This is a genomic window from Mycolicibacterium agri, from assembly GCF_002553505.1.
GTDB lineage: Bacteria > Actinomycetota > Actinomycetes > Mycobacteriales > Mycobacteriaceae > Mycobacterium > Mycobacterium agri.
Genome location: NZ_PDCP01000017.1, coordinates 93,084 through 107,114, shown reverse-complemented (window position 1 = coordinate 107,114; position 14,031 = coordinate 93,084). Strand labels below are relative to the sequence as shown.

The 14,031-nt window shown below is 64.9% G+C and carries 20 protein-coding genes and 1 pseudogene; 5 read left to right on the top strand and 16 right to left on the bottom strand.

Annotated elements, in window-relative coordinates; translation table 11 throughout:
* Nucleotides 1-118 precede the first annotated feature (118 nt).
* The 3 genes from CQY20_RS12085 to CQY20_RS12075 form a co-directional block, all read right to left on the bottom strand.
* Complete coding sequence (locus CQY20_RS12085; RefSeq protein ID WP_097940320.1) at nucleotides 119-1,261, bottom strand: acyl-CoA dehydrogenase family protein; 1,143 nt, start codon at nucleotides 1,259-1,261, stop codon at nucleotides 119-121.
* A gap of 164 nt (nucleotides 1,262-1,425) precedes the next feature.
* The gene (gene pntB, locus CQY20_RS12080) at nucleotides 1,426-2,865 is read right to left on the bottom strand and encodes a Re/Si-specific NAD(P)(+) transhydrogenase subunit beta (protein WP_097940319.1); all 1,440 of its coding nucleotides are present in this window, start codon (nucleotides 2,863-2,865) and stop codon (nucleotides 1,426-1,428) included.
* A 1-nt stretch (nucleotide 2,866) separates the two neighbouring features.
* Nucleotides 2,867-4,402 (bottom strand): Re/Si-specific NAD(P)(+) transhydrogenase subunit alpha, encoded by a 1,536-nt coding sequence (locus CQY20_RS12075; RefSeq protein WP_097940318.1) that lies wholly within the window; start codon nucleotides 4,400-4,402, stop codon nucleotides 2,867-2,869.
* 247 nt (nucleotides 4,403-4,649) lie between these two features.
* On the opposite strand from CQY20_RS12075, the gene CQY20_RS12070 reads away from it, so the two are divergent.
* Nucleotides 4,650-5,156: a hypothetical protein gene (locus CQY20_RS12070; RefSeq protein ID WP_133119061.1), complete on the top strand. Its 507-nt coding sequence runs from the start codon at nucleotides 4,650-4,652 to the stop codon at nucleotides 5,154-5,156.
* Nucleotides 5,157-5,201: 45 nt separating this feature from the next.
* The gene (locus tag CQY20_RS34810; RefSeq protein ID WP_163701028.1) at nucleotides 5,202-5,351 is read left to right on the top strand and encodes a hypothetical protein; all 150 of its coding nucleotides are present in this window, start codon (nucleotides 5,202-5,204) and stop codon (nucleotides 5,349-5,351) included.
* A 52-nt stretch (nucleotides 5,352-5,403) separates the two neighbouring features.
* Here CQY20_RS34810 and CQY20_RS35450 read toward each other — a convergent pair.
* Nucleotides 5,404-5,511: pseudogene (locus CQY20_RS35450) on the bottom strand (CAP domain-containing protein); the annotation flags it as partial.
* Between the two features lie 146 nt (nucleotides 5,512-5,657).
* Here CQY20_RS35450 and CQY20_RS12060 point away from each other — a divergent pair.
* Together CQY20_RS12060 and CQY20_RS12055 are read left to right on the top strand one after the other, a co-directional pair.
* Nucleotides 5,658-6,314 (top strand): TetR/AcrR family transcriptional regulator, encoded by a 657-nt coding sequence (locus CQY20_RS12060; RefSeq protein WP_097940315.1) that lies wholly within the window; start codon nucleotides 5,658-5,660, stop codon nucleotides 6,312-6,314.
* Complete coding sequence (locus CQY20_RS12055) at nucleotides 6,314-6,754, top strand: SRPBCC family protein (RefSeq protein ID WP_097940314.1); 441 nt, start codon at nucleotides 6,314-6,316, stop codon at nucleotides 6,752-6,754. Before CQY20_RS12060 ends, CQY20_RS12055 begins: the two co-directional genes overlap by 1 nt.
* A gap of 7 nt (nucleotides 6,755-6,761) precedes the next feature.
* Here CQY20_RS12055 and CQY20_RS12050 read toward each other — a convergent pair whose 3' ends face one another.
* The 12 genes from CQY20_RS12050 to CQY20_RS11995 all read right to left on the bottom strand — a co-directional run bounded on the left by CQY20_RS12050 (nucleotide 6,762) and on the right by CQY20_RS11995 (nucleotide 13,602).
* On the bottom strand, nucleotides 6,762-7,049 hold the full coding sequence (locus CQY20_RS12050) for a gas vesicle protein K (protein WP_097940313.1): 288 nt from the start codon (nucleotides 7,047-7,049) through the stop codon (nucleotides 6,762-6,764).
* A complete protein-coding gene (locus CQY20_RS12045) occupies nucleotides 7,046-7,240 on the bottom strand; it encodes a gas vesicle protein (protein WP_097940312.1) in 195 nt (64 codons plus the stop codon). Before CQY20_RS12045 ends, CQY20_RS12050 begins: the two co-directional genes overlap by 4 nt.
* A 1-nt stretch (nucleotide 7,241) precedes the next feature.
* Entirely contained in the window at nucleotides 7,242-8,021 is a 780-nt protein-coding gene (locus tag CQY20_RS12040) for a GvpL/GvpF family gas vesicle protein (RefSeq protein WP_097940311.1), read from the bottom strand.
* Complete coding sequence (locus CQY20_RS12035) at nucleotides 8,011-8,385, bottom strand: gas vesicle protein (protein ID WP_097940310.1); 375 nt, start codon at nucleotides 8,383-8,385, stop codon at nucleotides 8,011-8,013. Before CQY20_RS12035 ends, CQY20_RS12040 begins: the two co-directional genes overlap by 11 nt.
* On the bottom strand, nucleotides 8,385-8,705 hold the full coding sequence (gene gvpO, locus CQY20_RS12030; RefSeq protein WP_097940309.1) for a gas vesicle protein GvpO: 321 nt from the start codon (nucleotides 8,703-8,705) through the stop codon (nucleotides 8,385-8,387). The genes CQY20_RS12035 and gvpO overlap by 1 nt, the downstream gene beginning before the upstream one ends.
* Nucleotides 8,706-8,710: 5 nt before the next feature.
* Nucleotides 8,711-8,968, bottom strand: a complete 258-nt coding sequence (locus CQY20_RS12025) for a gas vesicle protein GvpG (RefSeq protein ID WP_097940308.1) — start codon at nucleotides 8,966-8,968, stop codon at nucleotides 8,711-8,713.
* Nucleotides 8,969-8,970: 2 nt separating this feature from the next.
* The gene (locus CQY20_RS12020; RefSeq protein WP_097940307.1) at nucleotides 8,971-9,759 is read right to left on the bottom strand and encodes a GvpL/GvpF family gas vesicle protein; all 789 of its coding nucleotides are present in this window, start codon (nucleotides 9,757-9,759) and stop codon (nucleotides 8,971-8,973) included.
* The gene (gene gvpJ, locus CQY20_RS12015; protein ID WP_097940306.1) at nucleotides 9,756-10,169 is read right to left on the bottom strand and encodes a gas vesicle protein GvpJ; all 414 of its coding nucleotides are present in this window, start codon (nucleotides 10,167-10,169) and stop codon (nucleotides 9,756-9,758) included. Before gvpJ ends, CQY20_RS12020 begins: the two co-directional genes overlap by 4 nt.
* Nucleotides 10,166-11,299, bottom strand: a complete 1,134-nt coding sequence (locus CQY20_RS12010) for an SRPBCC family protein (protein WP_097940305.1) — start codon at nucleotides 11,297-11,299, stop codon at nucleotides 10,166-10,168. Before CQY20_RS12010 ends, gvpJ begins: the two co-directional genes overlap by 4 nt.
* 5 nt (nucleotides 11,300-11,304) lie before the next feature.
* Nucleotides 11,305-11,985 carry a hypothetical protein gene (locus tag CQY20_RS34805; RefSeq protein ID WP_163701025.1) on the bottom strand — a complete coding sequence of 227 codons (681 nt, stop codon included), beginning with the start codon at nucleotides 11,983-11,985 and terminating at the stop codon, nucleotides 11,305-11,307.
* A gap of 1,090 nt (nucleotides 11,986-13,075) precedes the next feature.
* Nucleotides 13,076-13,378 (bottom strand): hypothetical protein, encoded by a 303-nt coding sequence (locus CQY20_RS12000; RefSeq protein WP_097940303.1) that lies wholly within the window; start codon nucleotides 13,376-13,378, stop codon nucleotides 13,076-13,078.
* Nucleotides 13,379-13,398: 20 nt separating this feature from the next.
* Entirely contained in the window at nucleotides 13,399-13,602 is a 204-nt protein-coding gene (locus CQY20_RS11995; RefSeq protein ID WP_097940331.1) for a hypothetical protein, read from the bottom strand.
* Between the two features lie 239 nt (nucleotides 13,603-13,841).
* Here CQY20_RS11995 and CQY20_RS34800 point away from each other — a divergent pair, with 239 nt between their 5' ends.
* Nucleotides 13,842-14,003 carry a DUF7218 family protein gene (locus CQY20_RS34800; RefSeq protein WP_165789253.1) on the top strand — a complete coding sequence of 54 codons (162 nt, stop codon included), beginning with the start codon at nucleotides 13,842-13,844 and terminating at the stop codon, nucleotides 14,001-14,003.
* Nucleotides 14,004-14,031: the final 28 nt, after the last annotated feature.

Here is a 14,031-nt window from a genome sequence, read left to right as displayed (position 1 = left end):
ATAATCCAGGGATAAGCCTTCAGATACACAACAACCTCCAACAAGGTGGCTGTTGCAATCACCCCCAGAAATCGCCCCAGGAAAGCCCGGACTTTAGCGTCTGCTCGCGCTAAGAAGGTCAGGAGGTGGCCAGGCCGCGGGCGATGACCAGCCGCTGAATCTGATTGGTGCCCTCGAAGATCTGCATGATCTTGGCTTCGCGCATGTAGCGCTCGACGCGGTAGTCGCGGGTGTAGCCGGCGCCGCCGAACACCTGCACGGCGTCGGTCGTCACCTTCATCGCGGCGTCGGTGGCGGTCAGCTTGGCGATGCTGGCCTGCGCGGAGTACGGCCGGCCCAGGTCGCGTCGACGGGCCGCGTCCAGATAGGTGGCCCTTGCGCCGGCCACCGCGGCCGCCATGTCGGCGAGCAGAAAGCCGAGGCCCTGGTGATCAATGATCTTGCGGCCGAACGTTGTTCGCTCGTTGGCGTAGCGAACCGCTTCGTCCAGCGCCGCCTGCGCCAGCCCGGTAGCGACCGCGGCGATGCCCAGCCGGCCGGAATCCAGTGCGCTGAAGGCGATCTGCAGGCCTTGGCCTTCGTCGCCGATGCGGCGATCGACGTCGACGCGGGCGTTGTCGTAGAACGCCGATGTCGTCGGCACCGCGTGCAGGCCCATCTTCTGCTCGGGCTTGCCGAAGCTCAGCCCCGGCAGGTCGCCGGGCACAAGGAAGCACGACACGCCGCGCGAACCCTCGCCCGTGCGGGCGAACAGTGTGTAGAAGTCGGCGCGGCCGCCGTGGGTGATCCACGATTTCGAGCCGTTGATGACATAGCCGCCCTCGGTCGGCGTCGCCTTGCACTGCAGCGCGGCGGCGTCCGAGCCGGCCTGCGGCTCGGACAGGCTGTAGGCGCCGATCTGCTCGCCGGACAACATGCCGGGCAGCCAGCGCTGCTTCTGCTCGTCGCTGCCGAAGGCCAGCAGCGGATGCGACGACAGGCTGTGCACGCTGACGGCGACCGCGACGGCCGCCCAGCGCGCCGCGATTTCCTCCAGCACCTGCAGGTACACCTCGTAGGGCTGGCCTCCGCCACCCCACTCCTCGGGCTGCGGCAGGCTCAGCAGCCCCGCCGCGCCCAGCTGCTCGAACACCCCTTCGGGGTACGTCTCGGCCTTCTCGTGCGCATCGACGATCGGGTCGAGCACCTTGTCGGCGAGGTCACGCGTCAGCGCGATGAGATCCTCGGCTTCTTGAGTCGGCAGCAACCGGTCGACAGGCATGGGACGACGATATGCGGGCCGCACCCGACTCAGCCAACCGACTTACACCCGCGAGCAGGCACGTATGCCCGCAAAAGCCCCCAGGAAAGTGCGAACATTTGCGTCTGCTCGCGGGGAAGGGGTGACCCAAGCGCTGAACAAGGCCGACGCTGAGAGGTTGTGTGTCAGACCTTTTCGGTGACCGAGAGCGCCGCGTTGATCGCGTCGACACGGTCCTTGGCGTCACCGAAGAGCATCTGCGTGTTCTCCCGGTAGAACAGCGGGTTCTGCACGCCGGCGTAGCCCGACGCCATCGACCGCTTGAACACGATCACGTTGGCGGCGTTCCATACCTGCAGCACCGGCATGCCGGCGATCGGGCTGCTGGGATCCTCTGCGGCGGCCGGGTTGACGGTGTCGTTGGCGCCGATGACCAGGACGACGTCGGTGTTCTCGAAGTCGTCGTTGATCTCGTCCATCTCGAGCACGATGTCGTAGGGCACCTTGGCCTCGGCGAGCAGCACGTTCATGTGGCCGGGCAGCCGTCCCGCGACGGGATGGATGCCGAACCGCACGTCGATGCCGCGCTCGCGCAGCTTGCGGGTCAGTTCGGCGACGCCGTACTGGGCCTGCGCCACGGCCATGCCGTAGCCGGGCGTGATGATCACCGAGTGGGCCGAGGCGAGCAGTTCGGCCGCGCCTTCGGCGTCGATCTCCCGATAGTCGCCGTAGTCCTTGTCGCCTGCCGGTCCGGCTTCGATCCCGAAGCCGCCTGCAATCACCGAGATGAACGACCGGTTCATCGCCTTGCACATGATGTACGACAGGTAGGCACCCGAGGAGCCGACCAGTGCGCCGGTGATGATCAGCAGGTCGTTGCCGAGCAGGAAGCCCGACGCCGCGGCGGCCCAGCCGGAGTAGCTGTTGAGCATCGACACCACCACCGGCATGTCGCCGCCACCGATCGAGGCGACGAGATGCCAGCCCAGCAGCAGCGCCAGCACGGTGACCACCACCAGCACCCACAGCTGCGGGTCGATGACGAACCACACCGTCATCGCAAAGAACACCACCAGCGCGCCGACGTTCAGGAAGTTCTTGCCGGGCAACATCATCGGCGCTGACTTGATGCGTGCCGACAGCTTGAGGTTGGCGACGATGGAGCCGGTGAACGTCACGGCCCCGATGAACACGCCGATGATCACCTCGGCCGAGTGGATGCCGAGCATGCCCTCGCCGGCCAGCGTCGCCGCCTCAGAGCCGGTGGGATCGCCTTCGACGTGCAGATAGCCGTTCCAGCCGACGAGCACGGCGGCGAGGCCGACGAACGAGTGCAGCAGCGCGATCAGCTCTGGCATGCCGGTCATTTCGACGATCTTGGCTCGCCACAGGCCGATCGCGGCGCCGATGGCCATGGCGCCGAACAGCAGTGCGACGCCGAGGGGTTCGATGTGGCGCGCAAAAGCCAGTGCGATCGTTGCGATGAGCGCGACCGCCATCCCTGCGATGCCGAAAGTGTTTCCGGCCTTTGACGTTTCGTGCTTCGACAGGCCGGCCAGCGCGAGGATGAACAGGATCGCCGCGACGACGTACGCCGCGGTTGCAGTGGTTTCCAGGATGGACACGTCAGCTCCTCGAGAACATGGCCAGCATGCGGCGGGTCACGGCGAAACCGCCGAAGACGTTGATACTGGCGAGCAATGTCGCCAACGTGGCCAGCACGGTGACGATGACCGGGCCGTGGCCGATCTGCAACAGCGCGCCGACGACGATGATCCCGGAGATCGCGTTGGTCACCGACATCAGCGGGGTGTGCAGCGCATGGTGCACGTTGCCGATGACGTAGTAGCCGATCACGATCGCCAGCGCGAACACCGTCAGGTGCACCTGCAGCGCGGACGGAGACAGCGCGATGAGCGTGAAGAGCACCGCCGCGGCCGCAAAGGTCAGCCCCAGCCTGCGGCCGGTGGTCAGCGGCTTCTTGGCGGGCTCCTCGACCTTGGGCGCGGTCGCCGCCGCGGCCGCGGGGGCCGCCGAGACCTGGACCGGCGGCGGCGGCCAGGTGATCTCACCGTCGCGCACCACCGTCACCGAGCGCTGCACCACGTCGTCCCAGTCCAGCATCAGCTTGCCGTCCTTTTCCGGAGTCAGCAGCTTGAGCAGGTTCACCAGGTTGGTGCCGTACAGCTGGGAGGCCGTCGCGGGCAGCCTGCCCGCTAGATCGGTGTAGCCGATGATCTTCACGCCGTTGTCGGTGACGACCAGCTCGTCCTTGACGGTGCCCTCGACGTTGCCGCCGTTGGCCGCGGCCATGTCGACGATGACGCTGCCCGGCTTCATCGAGGCCACCATGTCGGCGGTGATGATGCGCGGCGCGGGCTTACCGGGGATGAGCGCGGTGGTGATGATGATGTCGACGTCCTTGGCCTGTTCGGCGTAGAGCTGCGCCTCACGAGCCTTGTAGTCGTCGCTCATCTCCTTGGCGTAGCCAGTGGCCGAGACCTCGGCCTCCGGTGATTCGATCGAAAGATATTCGCCGCCAAGCGATTTGACCTGGTCTGCCACCTCGGGCCGCGGGTCGGTGGCCCGCACGACCGCGCCGAGGCTGCCCGCGGTGCCGATCGCCGCGAGACCGGCGACGCCGGCGCCGACGACGAGCACCTTGGCGGGCGGCACCTTGCCTGCCGCGGTCACCTGACCGGTGAAGAACCGGCCGAATTCGTGGGCGGCCTCGATGACGGCGCGGTAGCCCGCGATGTTCGCCATCGACGACAGCACGTCGAGCGACTGGGCCCGCGAAATCCGCGGTACGGCGTCCATGGCCAGCACCGTGATCGGGCGGGTGGCCAACTTCTCGACGAGTTCCGGCTTGAACGCGGGGGAGATGAGGCTGATCAGGGTGGCGCCGTCGCGCAGCTTGGCGATCTCGGCGTCGTCCGGCGCATTGACCTTGAGCACCACGTCGGCGCCCCACACCTGCTCGGCGGACCCGACGCTGGCGCCGGCGTCGGTGTAGGCCTCATCGGAGAAGCTCGAGGCGGCGCCAGCGCCGGACTCGACCACCACCTCATAGCCCAGCTTGATGAGTTGGCCGATGGTTTGCGGCGTGGCGGCGACGCGTGTTTCCCCGGGCAGCGACTCGCGCGGAATCCCGATGATCATCGATTTCGATCCGATCTAGGTTCTTGTCACGGTCCGGTCGCAGCGAGAGAGCGCTGCGACGCAGCCTCGTCGTGGGACGAGGGGGATACGTCAGTCTAAGAGCCCACCGAATCCGACAGCGCGCCCCACCCTGCTCCGGGGTTTCGAGGGGCGGGTCGCAGGGAACTTGAAATTGGCGGGCACGTTAACGGGCGTGCGGGCGCGTCACCGACGTCCCGGGATTCCCGCAAAGATGAAAGGGACCGCCATGGACAACACCACCGTCGTCTGGATAGTCGTCGCCATAGCGGCGCTGATCGTGATCGCGGCGCTGATCTTCGCCGCGCGCAACGCTCGGAACAAGCGCAGGCACGCAGAGGCCCAGCGGATTCGCGAAGACGTCAACGCGCACAGCTCGAAGCTGGAGAAGCGGCAGGCCATCGCCGACGAAACCGCTGCTCGTGCACGCGCCGCCGAGGCCGAGGCCGAGGCGAAGGCCGCCGAGGCCGCACGGCTCAAGGAGCAGGCCTCCGATCACCACGACGCCGTGAGCACCACGCGTGAGGAGATCGAGGAGCGGCGCAGGCATGCCGACCGCATCGACCCGAAGACGAAGGTCAAGGGCGACCGCGTGGACAACCCCGACACCCCGGGCCATCAGAAGGGCGCCGCGGACTCGCACGGGATGACCGATCCGCACATCGTCACCGATCGCGACGCCGCGCAGCGCCAGGGCGATACGCGGCCCCAACCCGACGTGCGCAAAGTGAGGTAGTCGTCTACTTACGTCCCCGCACCGCGGACCGGAAACGATTGCTTTATGCAAACAACTCCGGACGAGGTGCGGGACGGTGCGCCTCCCACGCTGAAAGAGTCGACGATCAAAGCGCTTCCCGCCGACGGCGAACTCGACCTGCTGCGCAAGCAGCGGATCCGCTTCGACGGGTATTTCACCGGCCCTACCTGGTAGACCCTGGTAGACCCGCCTACCTGGTAGGGCGGTAGATGCTCAGCTCGACCGATCAAACCGGGGGATACGCCGGCGGTGGATAGACGCCGCGAAGGATCCAGCCGAACCAGTTGGCGCCATACTCGAGCTCATCACTGGCGTCATAATCAGGGTTCGGATCCATGAGCTCACCCTCTCGCGGTTCGGCCGATGCGTTTGCAAGTCTAGACCCGCGGCGTCGGCATAGACACCCTCTGCACTTAGACTGGCCAACCAGTTGATTGATTAAATCCCGGACGGTCCGGGCCTGCTGCAGAGTGAGTCGCAATGTCGGATACGCCGAACGGAATGTCGCGCCGCGAGGAATTGCTGTCCGTCGCCACCAAGCTGTTCGCCGCGAGGGGCTACCACGGCACCCGGATGGACGACGTGGCCGAGGCCGTCGGCCTGAACAAGGCGACGGTGTACCACTACTACGCCAGCAAGTCGCTGATCCTCTACGACATCTACAAGACCGCCGCCGACTTCACCGTCGGGGCCCTGCACGACGACCCGTCCGCGTCGGCGCGCGAGACCATCTACCACTTCACCCGCAGGCTCCTGGTGGGCATCGCCAGCGACGTGGAACGCGCCGCGGTCTACTTCCAGGAGGGGCCCTACATCACGGAGTGGTTCACCGAGGAGCAGGTGGCCTACATCCGCGAGAAGGAAACCCAGGTCTACGAGCACGTGCGCGACGTCATCGACCGCGGCATCGCCAGCGGCGAGTTCTACGACTGCGACTCCCATGTGCTCGCGCTGGGCTACATCGGGATGACGCTAGGCTCGTATCGCTGGCTGCGCCCGCAGGGCCGTCGCACCGCGCAGGAGATCGCCGCCGAGTTCAGCACTGCGCTGCTGCGCGGGCTGATCCGCGACGAGACGGTGCGGGCTCAGTCGCCGCTTGGCATCGACGTAGACGACGCGGAGAAGGCTGCACAGTAATGCCGTTGGTGAGCAAGACCGTTGAGGTCGACGCGTCCGCAGAGGCGATCATGGGCATCGTCGCGGACTTCGAGAAGTATCCCGAGTGGAACGAGGAGATCAAGGGCTGCTGGGTGCTGGCCCGCTACAACGACGGGCGGCCCAGCCAGCTTCGCCTCGACGTGGTGGTGCAGGGGCAGTCGGGCACGTTCATCACGGCCGTCTACTACCCGGGCCCCAACCAGATCTACACGGTGCTTCAGCAGGGCGACCACTTCGCCAAGCAGGAGCAGAAGTTCTCGGTGGTGCCGATCGGATCGACCTCGCTGCTGACCGTGGACCTCGAAGTGGAAACCAAGCTGTCCATCCCGAAGACGATGGTGAAGAAGGCGATCTCCGACACACTCGACTACCTCGCCGACAACCTCAAGACGCGCGCCGAACAGCTGGCCGCCAAATAGCCGTCGCTCAGCGGTCGTTGGACAACAGCGGCCCGAGCGGGCCCAGGTCGATGTTGAGGTCTTCGGGTTCGAGCCCGAAATGCTCGCGAAGCTCAGTCATCTTCTCTTCCAACAACATCAGCGTGGTGCCGATGCGCTCGACCTGTTCATCGCTGAGGTCGCCGTGGTCGACCCTTCGGATCGCCTGACGTTCCATCAGCTGGCGCAGTAGCTCGATCAACGTCAGCACCAGGCTGGCCAGACCGCGTTCGACGGTCGCGGGATCGGCGTTGATGCGGTGCCGCGGCGCGGTCATCCGGTGTCCTCCAGGTCGAGATCGGCGAGCAACGATCCGACGGACGAGACGAGGGTGCGCAGCGAGATCACCACAAGGTCGACGTCGGCGATGGACAGCGTGATGTCGCCGCTGATGACGACGCCGCCGGCCAGCACGCGGTCGAGCAGGTCGACCAACGCGACTTCCCGGTTGTTGTCGGCAGGCAGCATGTCAGTCCTGGGTGACGACGTCGCCGGCGAACGAGTAGGGCGGCCACGGGCCCGTCACCTCGACATCGATACCGGGGATGTCGCGATCGAGCGCGTCGGCGACCTCAGTGAAGGAGTCGATGTCGTCGACGTTCACCAGATACGTGCCGTTCAGCACCGTCCAGTCGCTGCGGCCGGACAGGGCGCGGTCGCTGGCCGGCTTGCGTTTTCCGTCGACGGCGTGAGCGAGCAGTTCGGCGTGGATCCGCTCGGCGTGCTGCGACGCGACGCGGAAGGCGTCCTCCCGTGCGGTGAGGGCACGCCGTCGACGCATCAGATACGCCGTGCCGGACAGTTTTTCACCGGCGGGTACCGACTCCTGCGCTCCGGCGACGATTTCGGGATCGGCGTAGGCCTTGACCCCGAGCTCAGCCCGCCCTGTCACATGACGAAGTGCTGCGGCGAAGTCGTCCCGTCTGGTCTGCAGCAGATGTGCCACTCGGGTGTCGTCGAGGTAGACGGTCGCCATGCGCATGGGCACCACCGGCCCGAACCGGGCGATCGCGGAGATCACCGCGTCGTGCGCCCTCGCGGTGGCGGCCAACCAGTCGAGGTCCTCGAGGTTGCGGCGCAGTGCGTCCTCGCCGAACTGATCCAGGCCGACGGTGCCGACCACCGCGGCGATGTCAGCATGCCAGACCACCCGTACGGGTTCGCCTGCCACACCGTGCAATCCGGCGATGCGCGGCCCCGCATCCTCACCGCCGACCACCGCGTATGCCCAGACACCTTCAGTCGGCATCCTCGTACTCCGTGGTCTTGCCTCGCAGCGCTGGCCGCTGCCCGTTACCCGCTTCGAGCTCTTCGATCCGCTCGCGCAGCCGCTCGTTTTCCATCTGCAGCCGCGAACTCTTACCGCTGAGCCACGGATCGTTTTCCCACCAATCGATTCCGGCTTCTTTGGCCGTCTCCAGTGACGCGACGACCAACCGCAACTTGATTGTCAACAGTTCGATATCGAGGAGATTGACCCGGATGTCGCCGGCGATGACGATGCCGGTGTCGAGAACCCGCTCCAGAATGTCGGCGAGGTTCGTGCCACCAGACGCCGCCTGACCGCCCACCCGTTGAACCGGTGAGAAGTCGTCATTGGGAGAAAGTGTCACTACGCGCCACCACCATCGCCGGTCTGGCCGCGCATGTAGCGGCGAGTTCTGTGGTAGGCCAACATCTCTCCGTTCGAATCGAGCTCCACTTCGTAGAGCGCGAGAATGTCGGCCGACGATGGGATGCGGCGGTCCTCGACTGTCTCGACCTCGATGATCCAGCCGCCCTCGTCGGTCGGCGCCGCCGACGTCATGCGGGCCGGTTCCGCCTCGGTCATCTCGGTGATGTACTCCCGAACCAGTGCGACTGCTTCCCGCGCCGTCAACGGCTCCTCTCCATCAGGATCGGGCCGCGACCGCGATCGGGTGCGTTGTGTCATCTTCCTCACCTCGTATCCGGCGGAACGTCGGTCTCCGCCTTAGGAGCAACTCGGGTCTCGAGGATCTCCTGCTGCATCTCGCGTTCCTCTTCAGGCGTGATCTCGCCGCGCTCGCGCGCCTCCTCGAGGGCCTCCAGTTGGCGCCTCGTGTTCGCGGGATTGCGCATCTCCTGCTCGACCTGGCGCTGAATGACTTCCGCAAGCGCCACGACGCTGCGCACCGGAGCGAGTGGCAATTTGGCGATGCCGGAAAACAACCCCACGCTCAACCCCCAGGCTTGGCAGCGACGACGAAGTCATACGGCGCAAGCGGACCCAGCAACCGCACGCTGATCAGGTCGCGCCACTCTTCGTTGAGCCGCTTGACGACATCTTCGAGGTCGGCCTGCCGCTCGACCTCGGCGAGCATCGCGAGGTGCACGGCGTCCCATTCGTGCGTCGGGTCGCGCGGGTTCACCTGGGCGGCAAGCTCACCGAGAACTTCGATGACCTCGTTGGTGTGGGCTGCGCGTTGCTGCTCGATGACGTTGGCGATGAGCTCGCCGAGCGCGATTTGCGAGTTTCGGGACGCATCTTTCGGCTTGTTCTGGATGTCGTCGCGAAGCTGCGCAGCCTGCCGGTCCTGGGAAAGCAGTTGCGAGAGAAACTCTTTCTCGTTATAGCGGCCCTTGATGATGTATTCGGCCAGGCCTTCCAGTTGTTCCAGCGCCGCCGCGAATTCGTCGTGATGGGCTTGCAGCAGCTCGTCGGCCACGGAATCGGCGTCGGTCATCACGGCGCCGAACCGCAACGGCAGAACCGGAGCCACGCTCGCTGTGCCGTCGAGTAACTGCGCATGGGCCTGCAGATCCTCTGGTCTTCCGAGCGGCTGATCGAGCGGTACCTCACTGACCAGTGCGGCGATATCACCTTCATGGATGATGTCGACCGTGGCAGGCGGCTCGCCAACGCCTTTGGCGTTCTTCTGCACTTCCACGTCTCCCGGCACGATCCCGTACACGTAGACGGCGGTCTTGCTCTCCGAGCGAGTCTCCGTCTCTTGCGCTGTGCTCATCGGTCCTCCCGCCTGCTGCGAACACGAGTCCTCTTCCGTTCCGGCTCCTCCTCCGGATTGAGAATTTCGCCGAGCTTGTCGCCTGCGGCGTCGAGCACGCCCTTGGTCTTGCTTTCGGCTGCGCCGGATGTGACGTCGTCCACGATCTCCGGCAGGCCGGATTTCGGATCCTCTTTCGCGATGTCGAGCCGGTTGACCGCCTCCGCGAACCGGAGATAGGTGTCAACGCTGGCGATGACGACTCGCGCGTCGATCGTCAGCAGCTCAATCCCCACGAGTGAGACCCGTACGTAGGCATCGAGGACCAGACCCTTGTCCAGGATGGTGTCGATGACGTCGGCCAGGCCGCTCGAACTCGGGCCGCCGGCTGGGCCGTTGGCACCGGAAGCGGGTTGTACTGCTGTTGTCATGATCGGCTCCTCGACTTGGCTGCGGCGGCACGACGGCCGGAACCGGTGCGGCTCGAACTGCTTCGGCTGGACGCGGATCCACCGGTCTTGCGAGCCGGCGCGGTCTTGGTCGCCGTCCGGGCTGAGTCAGACCCGCTCGACTTGCGCGCGGCCGCCGACTTGGCGGTCCGTTGAGTGCTCGTGCGTCGTTGCTTGCCGTTCGACTCGGCTGACGATGACGTGTCGTCTTCCTCGCTTTCGTCGCTTTCGTCGCTGTCGTCGTCTTCGTCGGACGAGTTCTCGACGACTTCACCGTCGCGGATCTCGCCCTGCCAACCCTCGATGTCGTCGGGGTGCAGCAGCGCATCCGTCATCAATTGCCGCTGGAAATGCTTGAGCTCCAAACGAACGCGTCGACCTTGGGCCCGCCACAGGTTGCCGGTCCGTTCGAAGAAGCCCTGCGGGTGGTATTCCAGGACGACCACGACGCGGGTGAGGTTGGGTGCCAGCTCGTGGAAGGTGACCGCCCCGTCGATATGGCCTTTCTGGCCCTTCGAGCGCCACACGATCCGCTCGTTCGGGACCTGCTCGAGGATGGTCGATTCCCAGGTCCGGTGCGACCAGAACACCTGCGCCTTCCACTGCATCTTCTCGTCGGACACCTGCTCGACCTGCTCGAGTTTCTTCATGAATTTCGGCCAGTCCGCGAATTGCGTCCACTGGCGGTAGACAAGGTCGACAGGTGCGCCCATGTCGATGTGTTCGACGATGTTGGTGACCTTCGACTTCTTGCCGCCACCGCCTTTGCCCTTGCCGCCGAACAGCGATCCTGCGGCGTCCTTCACCTTGCTACCGGCATCGCCAAGTCCCTTCTTGACCATGGACTTGACGGGTGATGACACGTCCTCCAGGCCGGTGATCGCCGACAGAAATCCCTTTCCCCCGTCGCTTTCCGCATAGTCGGTTAGGCGAGTGGTGGCACTGCCCAAGCCGTTCGAGAGCGACGACATGGCGCGGTTGGTGACCGTCCCCGCGAGCTGCTGCAGGGAGGCCTGCAGTGGGCTGGCGGGCGCCGCATTCTGTGCTTGCTTACCGGCTTGATTGGTGGCGCGACCCGCTTGGCGTTTCGCCCCTTTTACTGCCTGCGTCATCGTTCTCACCGTCCTCGCCGTGCAGTTGACCGCGCAGCGGTGCGCTTCGTCGTTCGTGCCGATTTCCGTGGCGCACTGGGCCGCCGGGCCGTCCGCCGCCGAGTCACCGGGGGTTCGGGGGCCTCCTCGGGCTCGTCCTCATCGACGTCTTCGTCGTCGAAATCCGCGTCGTCTTCATCGGACTCGTCGAAGGCGGAATCATCCTCGTCGACGTCGTCTTCGTCGTCGTAGTCGTCGACCTCGTCGACGTCGAGTGGTTCGTCGTCCTCATCCGGTCCGCCGTAGTCCTCATCCTCATCGAGGTACTCGTCGTCCTCGGAGCGTGCCCGTCGCCGACTGACCTTGCCCACCGCTCCGCCGACGCCGTCGAGCGCCTCGTCCGCGCCGACGGCGGACGTCACGCCCTGCAGCCTGTTGTTGAGCGCGTCGATCTGACTCGTCGCCGCTGTCAGCGCGGCGGCTCTACCCGCATTGAGCAGTTCGCCGCGAAGCTGCTCGGTCAACTGGGTGACGTCGGCGTTCGCGCCAAGAGACTTCAACCCCTGCGCCACAAGAGCGGTCGGGGTCGTGGGGAACTTCCCCGTCACTCCGGCCGCCGCCAGCATGAGGGCCAACCGCATCTTGCGGGTTCTTCCAAGCATATAGCCGGCCCCGACGGCCAAAGCGACTTTCGCTCCGTTGGACATATCCCACTCTCCTTCTCCCATATAGGTATCTGTACGGCGCTGAAAATCTAAGAGACGCTTTCCGATCATTCCTAGCTCCACGACTCGCAATGCAGGGCTACCCAAATGCGGAACCGGCGAATCGGCTAAAACAAAAATGCCGTTAATTACCTCCGGTCGATCTCGACATTTACCGCTGGAGGTTGTCAACGTCGTGTATCCGCACGTCAACGTCCTCTTGGAAGTTGACATATCGGCGGTTATGTCGAGAGATTAGTGCTACCTAAGTTGAGTCAGCTAACGCTTTGAGCGGTTAAATTCAAAGCTGACCATAAACGTCTGTGGCCGCGGCAGAGAAATTAGAATTGCCTTTTGCGACGTTCGTAAGAAATTCAAGAAAGGGAAGAGTCCGCCCTGCTGAACCAGGCGAATAGGACGGAACTCGAGGGATTGCTGCGCGTGCTAACAACCACTTGCTGCGTAATAAGAGCATCAAATGCGCCGTGCGCGCCGCAGCGCCGGACGCGAAAACCGGCGATACGAGAACCCGGGACGCGCGCGCCGGTCGTTCCGGCCCAACGGGTGCCGGTCGAGCCGCCACCGAAGAATTGGTGAAACTCGGTGTATCGCAATAGGAGTCGCGGCAGACATGCACTGGCTGATGGAGAGACGACGCTCGCGGTGCGACTCAAGAACCCGTGCGGGCCGTACCCGCGACGGCGCTCGCGGTCGCCGGCTCTCGAACTGCCAAGAGTCCAGAAACCGACGCTGCCGTCAATTGTGACGGCGCTCACGTCGATAGCTGAACGAATGTTGCGTAGTCGCCTGACGTTTTGCCGGTACCGCCATACGACAAGTGGGCCTGTTCGCCGATGTGCGACGAGCGGAGCACTCATGATCGCGCGCCCCTGCTGACAAAAACCTGCAATGGCGTAAATAAATGACCTTGACCGGCGGAACCATGCGGCGCCGAACATGTTCTAGGTGGCAAACGCCGGCTTGTGCAACCGCGTCAGGCGCGACATCGATGAGCGTCGGCAAGAGGAACAAAGACAACCAAGTGCACCGGGGCGCCACTCGGCACGCCAACGCCCCTGTGGTGCAGGGTCTTTCAGGCGATGCGCTTACGCATCCTGCGCGCCGTCTTGCGGGCGCTCTTGGCGGTATCACTGGCTGTGCTCGATGCCGCCGATTGGATCTTGCGGTTCTGCTTCTTGGCGGCCTTGACCGGATGGGCCACTGCGCGGGGCAGCATCAGCTGCGCAGCGGTTCGCAACAAGTTGGCGGACAACCGCACCAGCGGTATGCCCAACGGAAGCAGGATGATCGTCACGCACAGGATCAGCCCGACGAGGCCGAGCAGCCCGCCGAGGATCCACAGCAGCGCGCCCCCGAGCCCTCGTAGTAGGCGCACGGCGGCCTCCTTCGATTGCGTTATATATGCATCAGGTCCCCGGCGAGCGACAGCAGGCGACGGCCCAACTTCATGACCGGAATCCCCAGGGGGATCAACAGAACTGTCACGCACAGCACCAAGCCGACGATCCAGACGAGCGCCGCCACGATTCCGAGCACCACTCCGAGCACGGCCCCGAGGATCCCCAGCACCACACCGAGTAGGCCATTCAACGCATGCATGATGACCTCCTTCTTCGGATGGAGATACCCGCCGGACACGAAATTAACCGCTCCGTCAGTCCACGCGCTCGCTCCGTCAGTCACGCACCCGGTCCGTCAGTCACGCACCCGGTCCGTCAGTCACGCACCCGCCCAACGTGAAGCCCTTGCGAAAATCCGGCACGAATCTCGCAGAGACTTCACGTTCGGCAGTTGATCACACCGGGTACTCCCTGCGGACAACACCGCAGGGAGGCGACATGGCCAAGGACCACGGCTCAAGTGTCAAGAACGACAAACAGTACGAGGGCCTACGCAAGAAGGGCATGAGCAAGTCGAGGGCGGCCGCGATCGCCAATACGCCGGACGCCTCGAAGAAGGGCGGCAAGAATTCCGGCAAGGGCTCGAAGAAGTCCAACTGACCAACTGAGGCCTCAAGCAACCAAGAAG

Excerpts from the sequence above, each read along its gene's own strand:
- CQY20_RS12085 (WP_097940320.1), bottom strand. The coding sequence starts at position 1,261 with ATGCCTGTCGACCGGTTGCTGCCGACTCAAGAAGCCGAGGATCTCATC.
- CQY20_RS12075 (WP_097940318.1), bottom strand. The coding sequence starts at position 4,402 with ATGATCATCGGGATTCCGCGCGAGTCGCTGCCCGGGGAAACACGCGTC.
- CQY20_RS12070 (WP_133119061.1), top strand. The coding sequence starts at position 4,650 with ATGGACAACACCACCGTCGTCTGGATAGTCGTCGCCATAGCGGCGCTG.
- CQY20_RS34810 (WP_163701028.1), top strand. The coding sequence starts at position 5,202 with ATGCAAACAACTCCGGACGAGGTGCGGGACGGTGCGCCTCCCACGCTG.
- CQY20_RS12060 (WP_097940315.1), top strand. The coding sequence starts at position 5,658 with ATGTCGGATACGCCGAACGGAATGTCGCGCCGCGAGGAATTGCTGTCC.
- CQY20_RS12055 (WP_097940314.1), top strand. The coding sequence starts at position 6,314 with ATGCCGTTGGTGAGCAAGACCGTTGAGGTCGACGCGTCCGCAGAGGCG.
- CQY20_RS12050 (WP_097940313.1), bottom strand. The coding sequence starts at position 7,049 with ATGACCGCGCCGCGGCACCGCATCAACGCCGATCCCGCGACCGTCGAA.
- CQY20_RS12045 (WP_097940312.1), bottom strand. The coding sequence starts at position 7,240 with ATGCTGCCTGCCGACAACAACCGGGAAGTCGCGTTGGTCGACCTGCTC.
- CQY20_RS12040 (WP_097940311.1), bottom strand. The coding sequence starts at position 8,021 with ATGCCGACTGAAGGTGTCTGGGCATACGCGGTGGTCGGCGGTGAGGAT.
- gvpO (WP_097940309.1), bottom strand. The coding sequence starts at position 8,705 with ATGACACAACGCACCCGATCGCGGTCGCGGCCCGATCCTGATGGAGAG.
- CQY20_RS12020 (WP_097940307.1), bottom strand. The coding sequence starts at position 9,759 with ATGAGCACAGCGCAAGAGACGGAGACTCGCTCGGAGAGCAAGACCGCC.
- gvpJ (WP_097940306.1), bottom strand. The coding sequence starts at position 10,169 with ATGACAACAGCAGTACAACCCGCTTCCGGTGCCAACGGCCCAGCCGGC.
- CQY20_RS12010 (WP_097940305.1), bottom strand. The coding sequence starts at position 11,299 with ATGACGCAGGCAGTAAAAGGGGCGAAACGCCAAGCGGGTCGCGCCACC.
- CQY20_RS34805 (WP_163701025.1), bottom strand. The coding sequence starts at position 11,985 with ATGTCCAACGGAGCGAAAGTCGCTTTGGCCGTCGGGGCCGGCTATATG.
- CQY20_RS11995 (WP_097940331.1), bottom strand. The coding sequence starts at position 13,602 with ATGCATGCGTTGAATGGCCTACTCGGTGTGGTGCTGGGGATCCTCGGG.
- CQY20_RS34800 (WP_165789253.1), top strand. The coding sequence starts at position 13,842 with ATGGCCAAGGACCACGGCTCAAGTGTCAAGAACGACAAACAGTACGAG.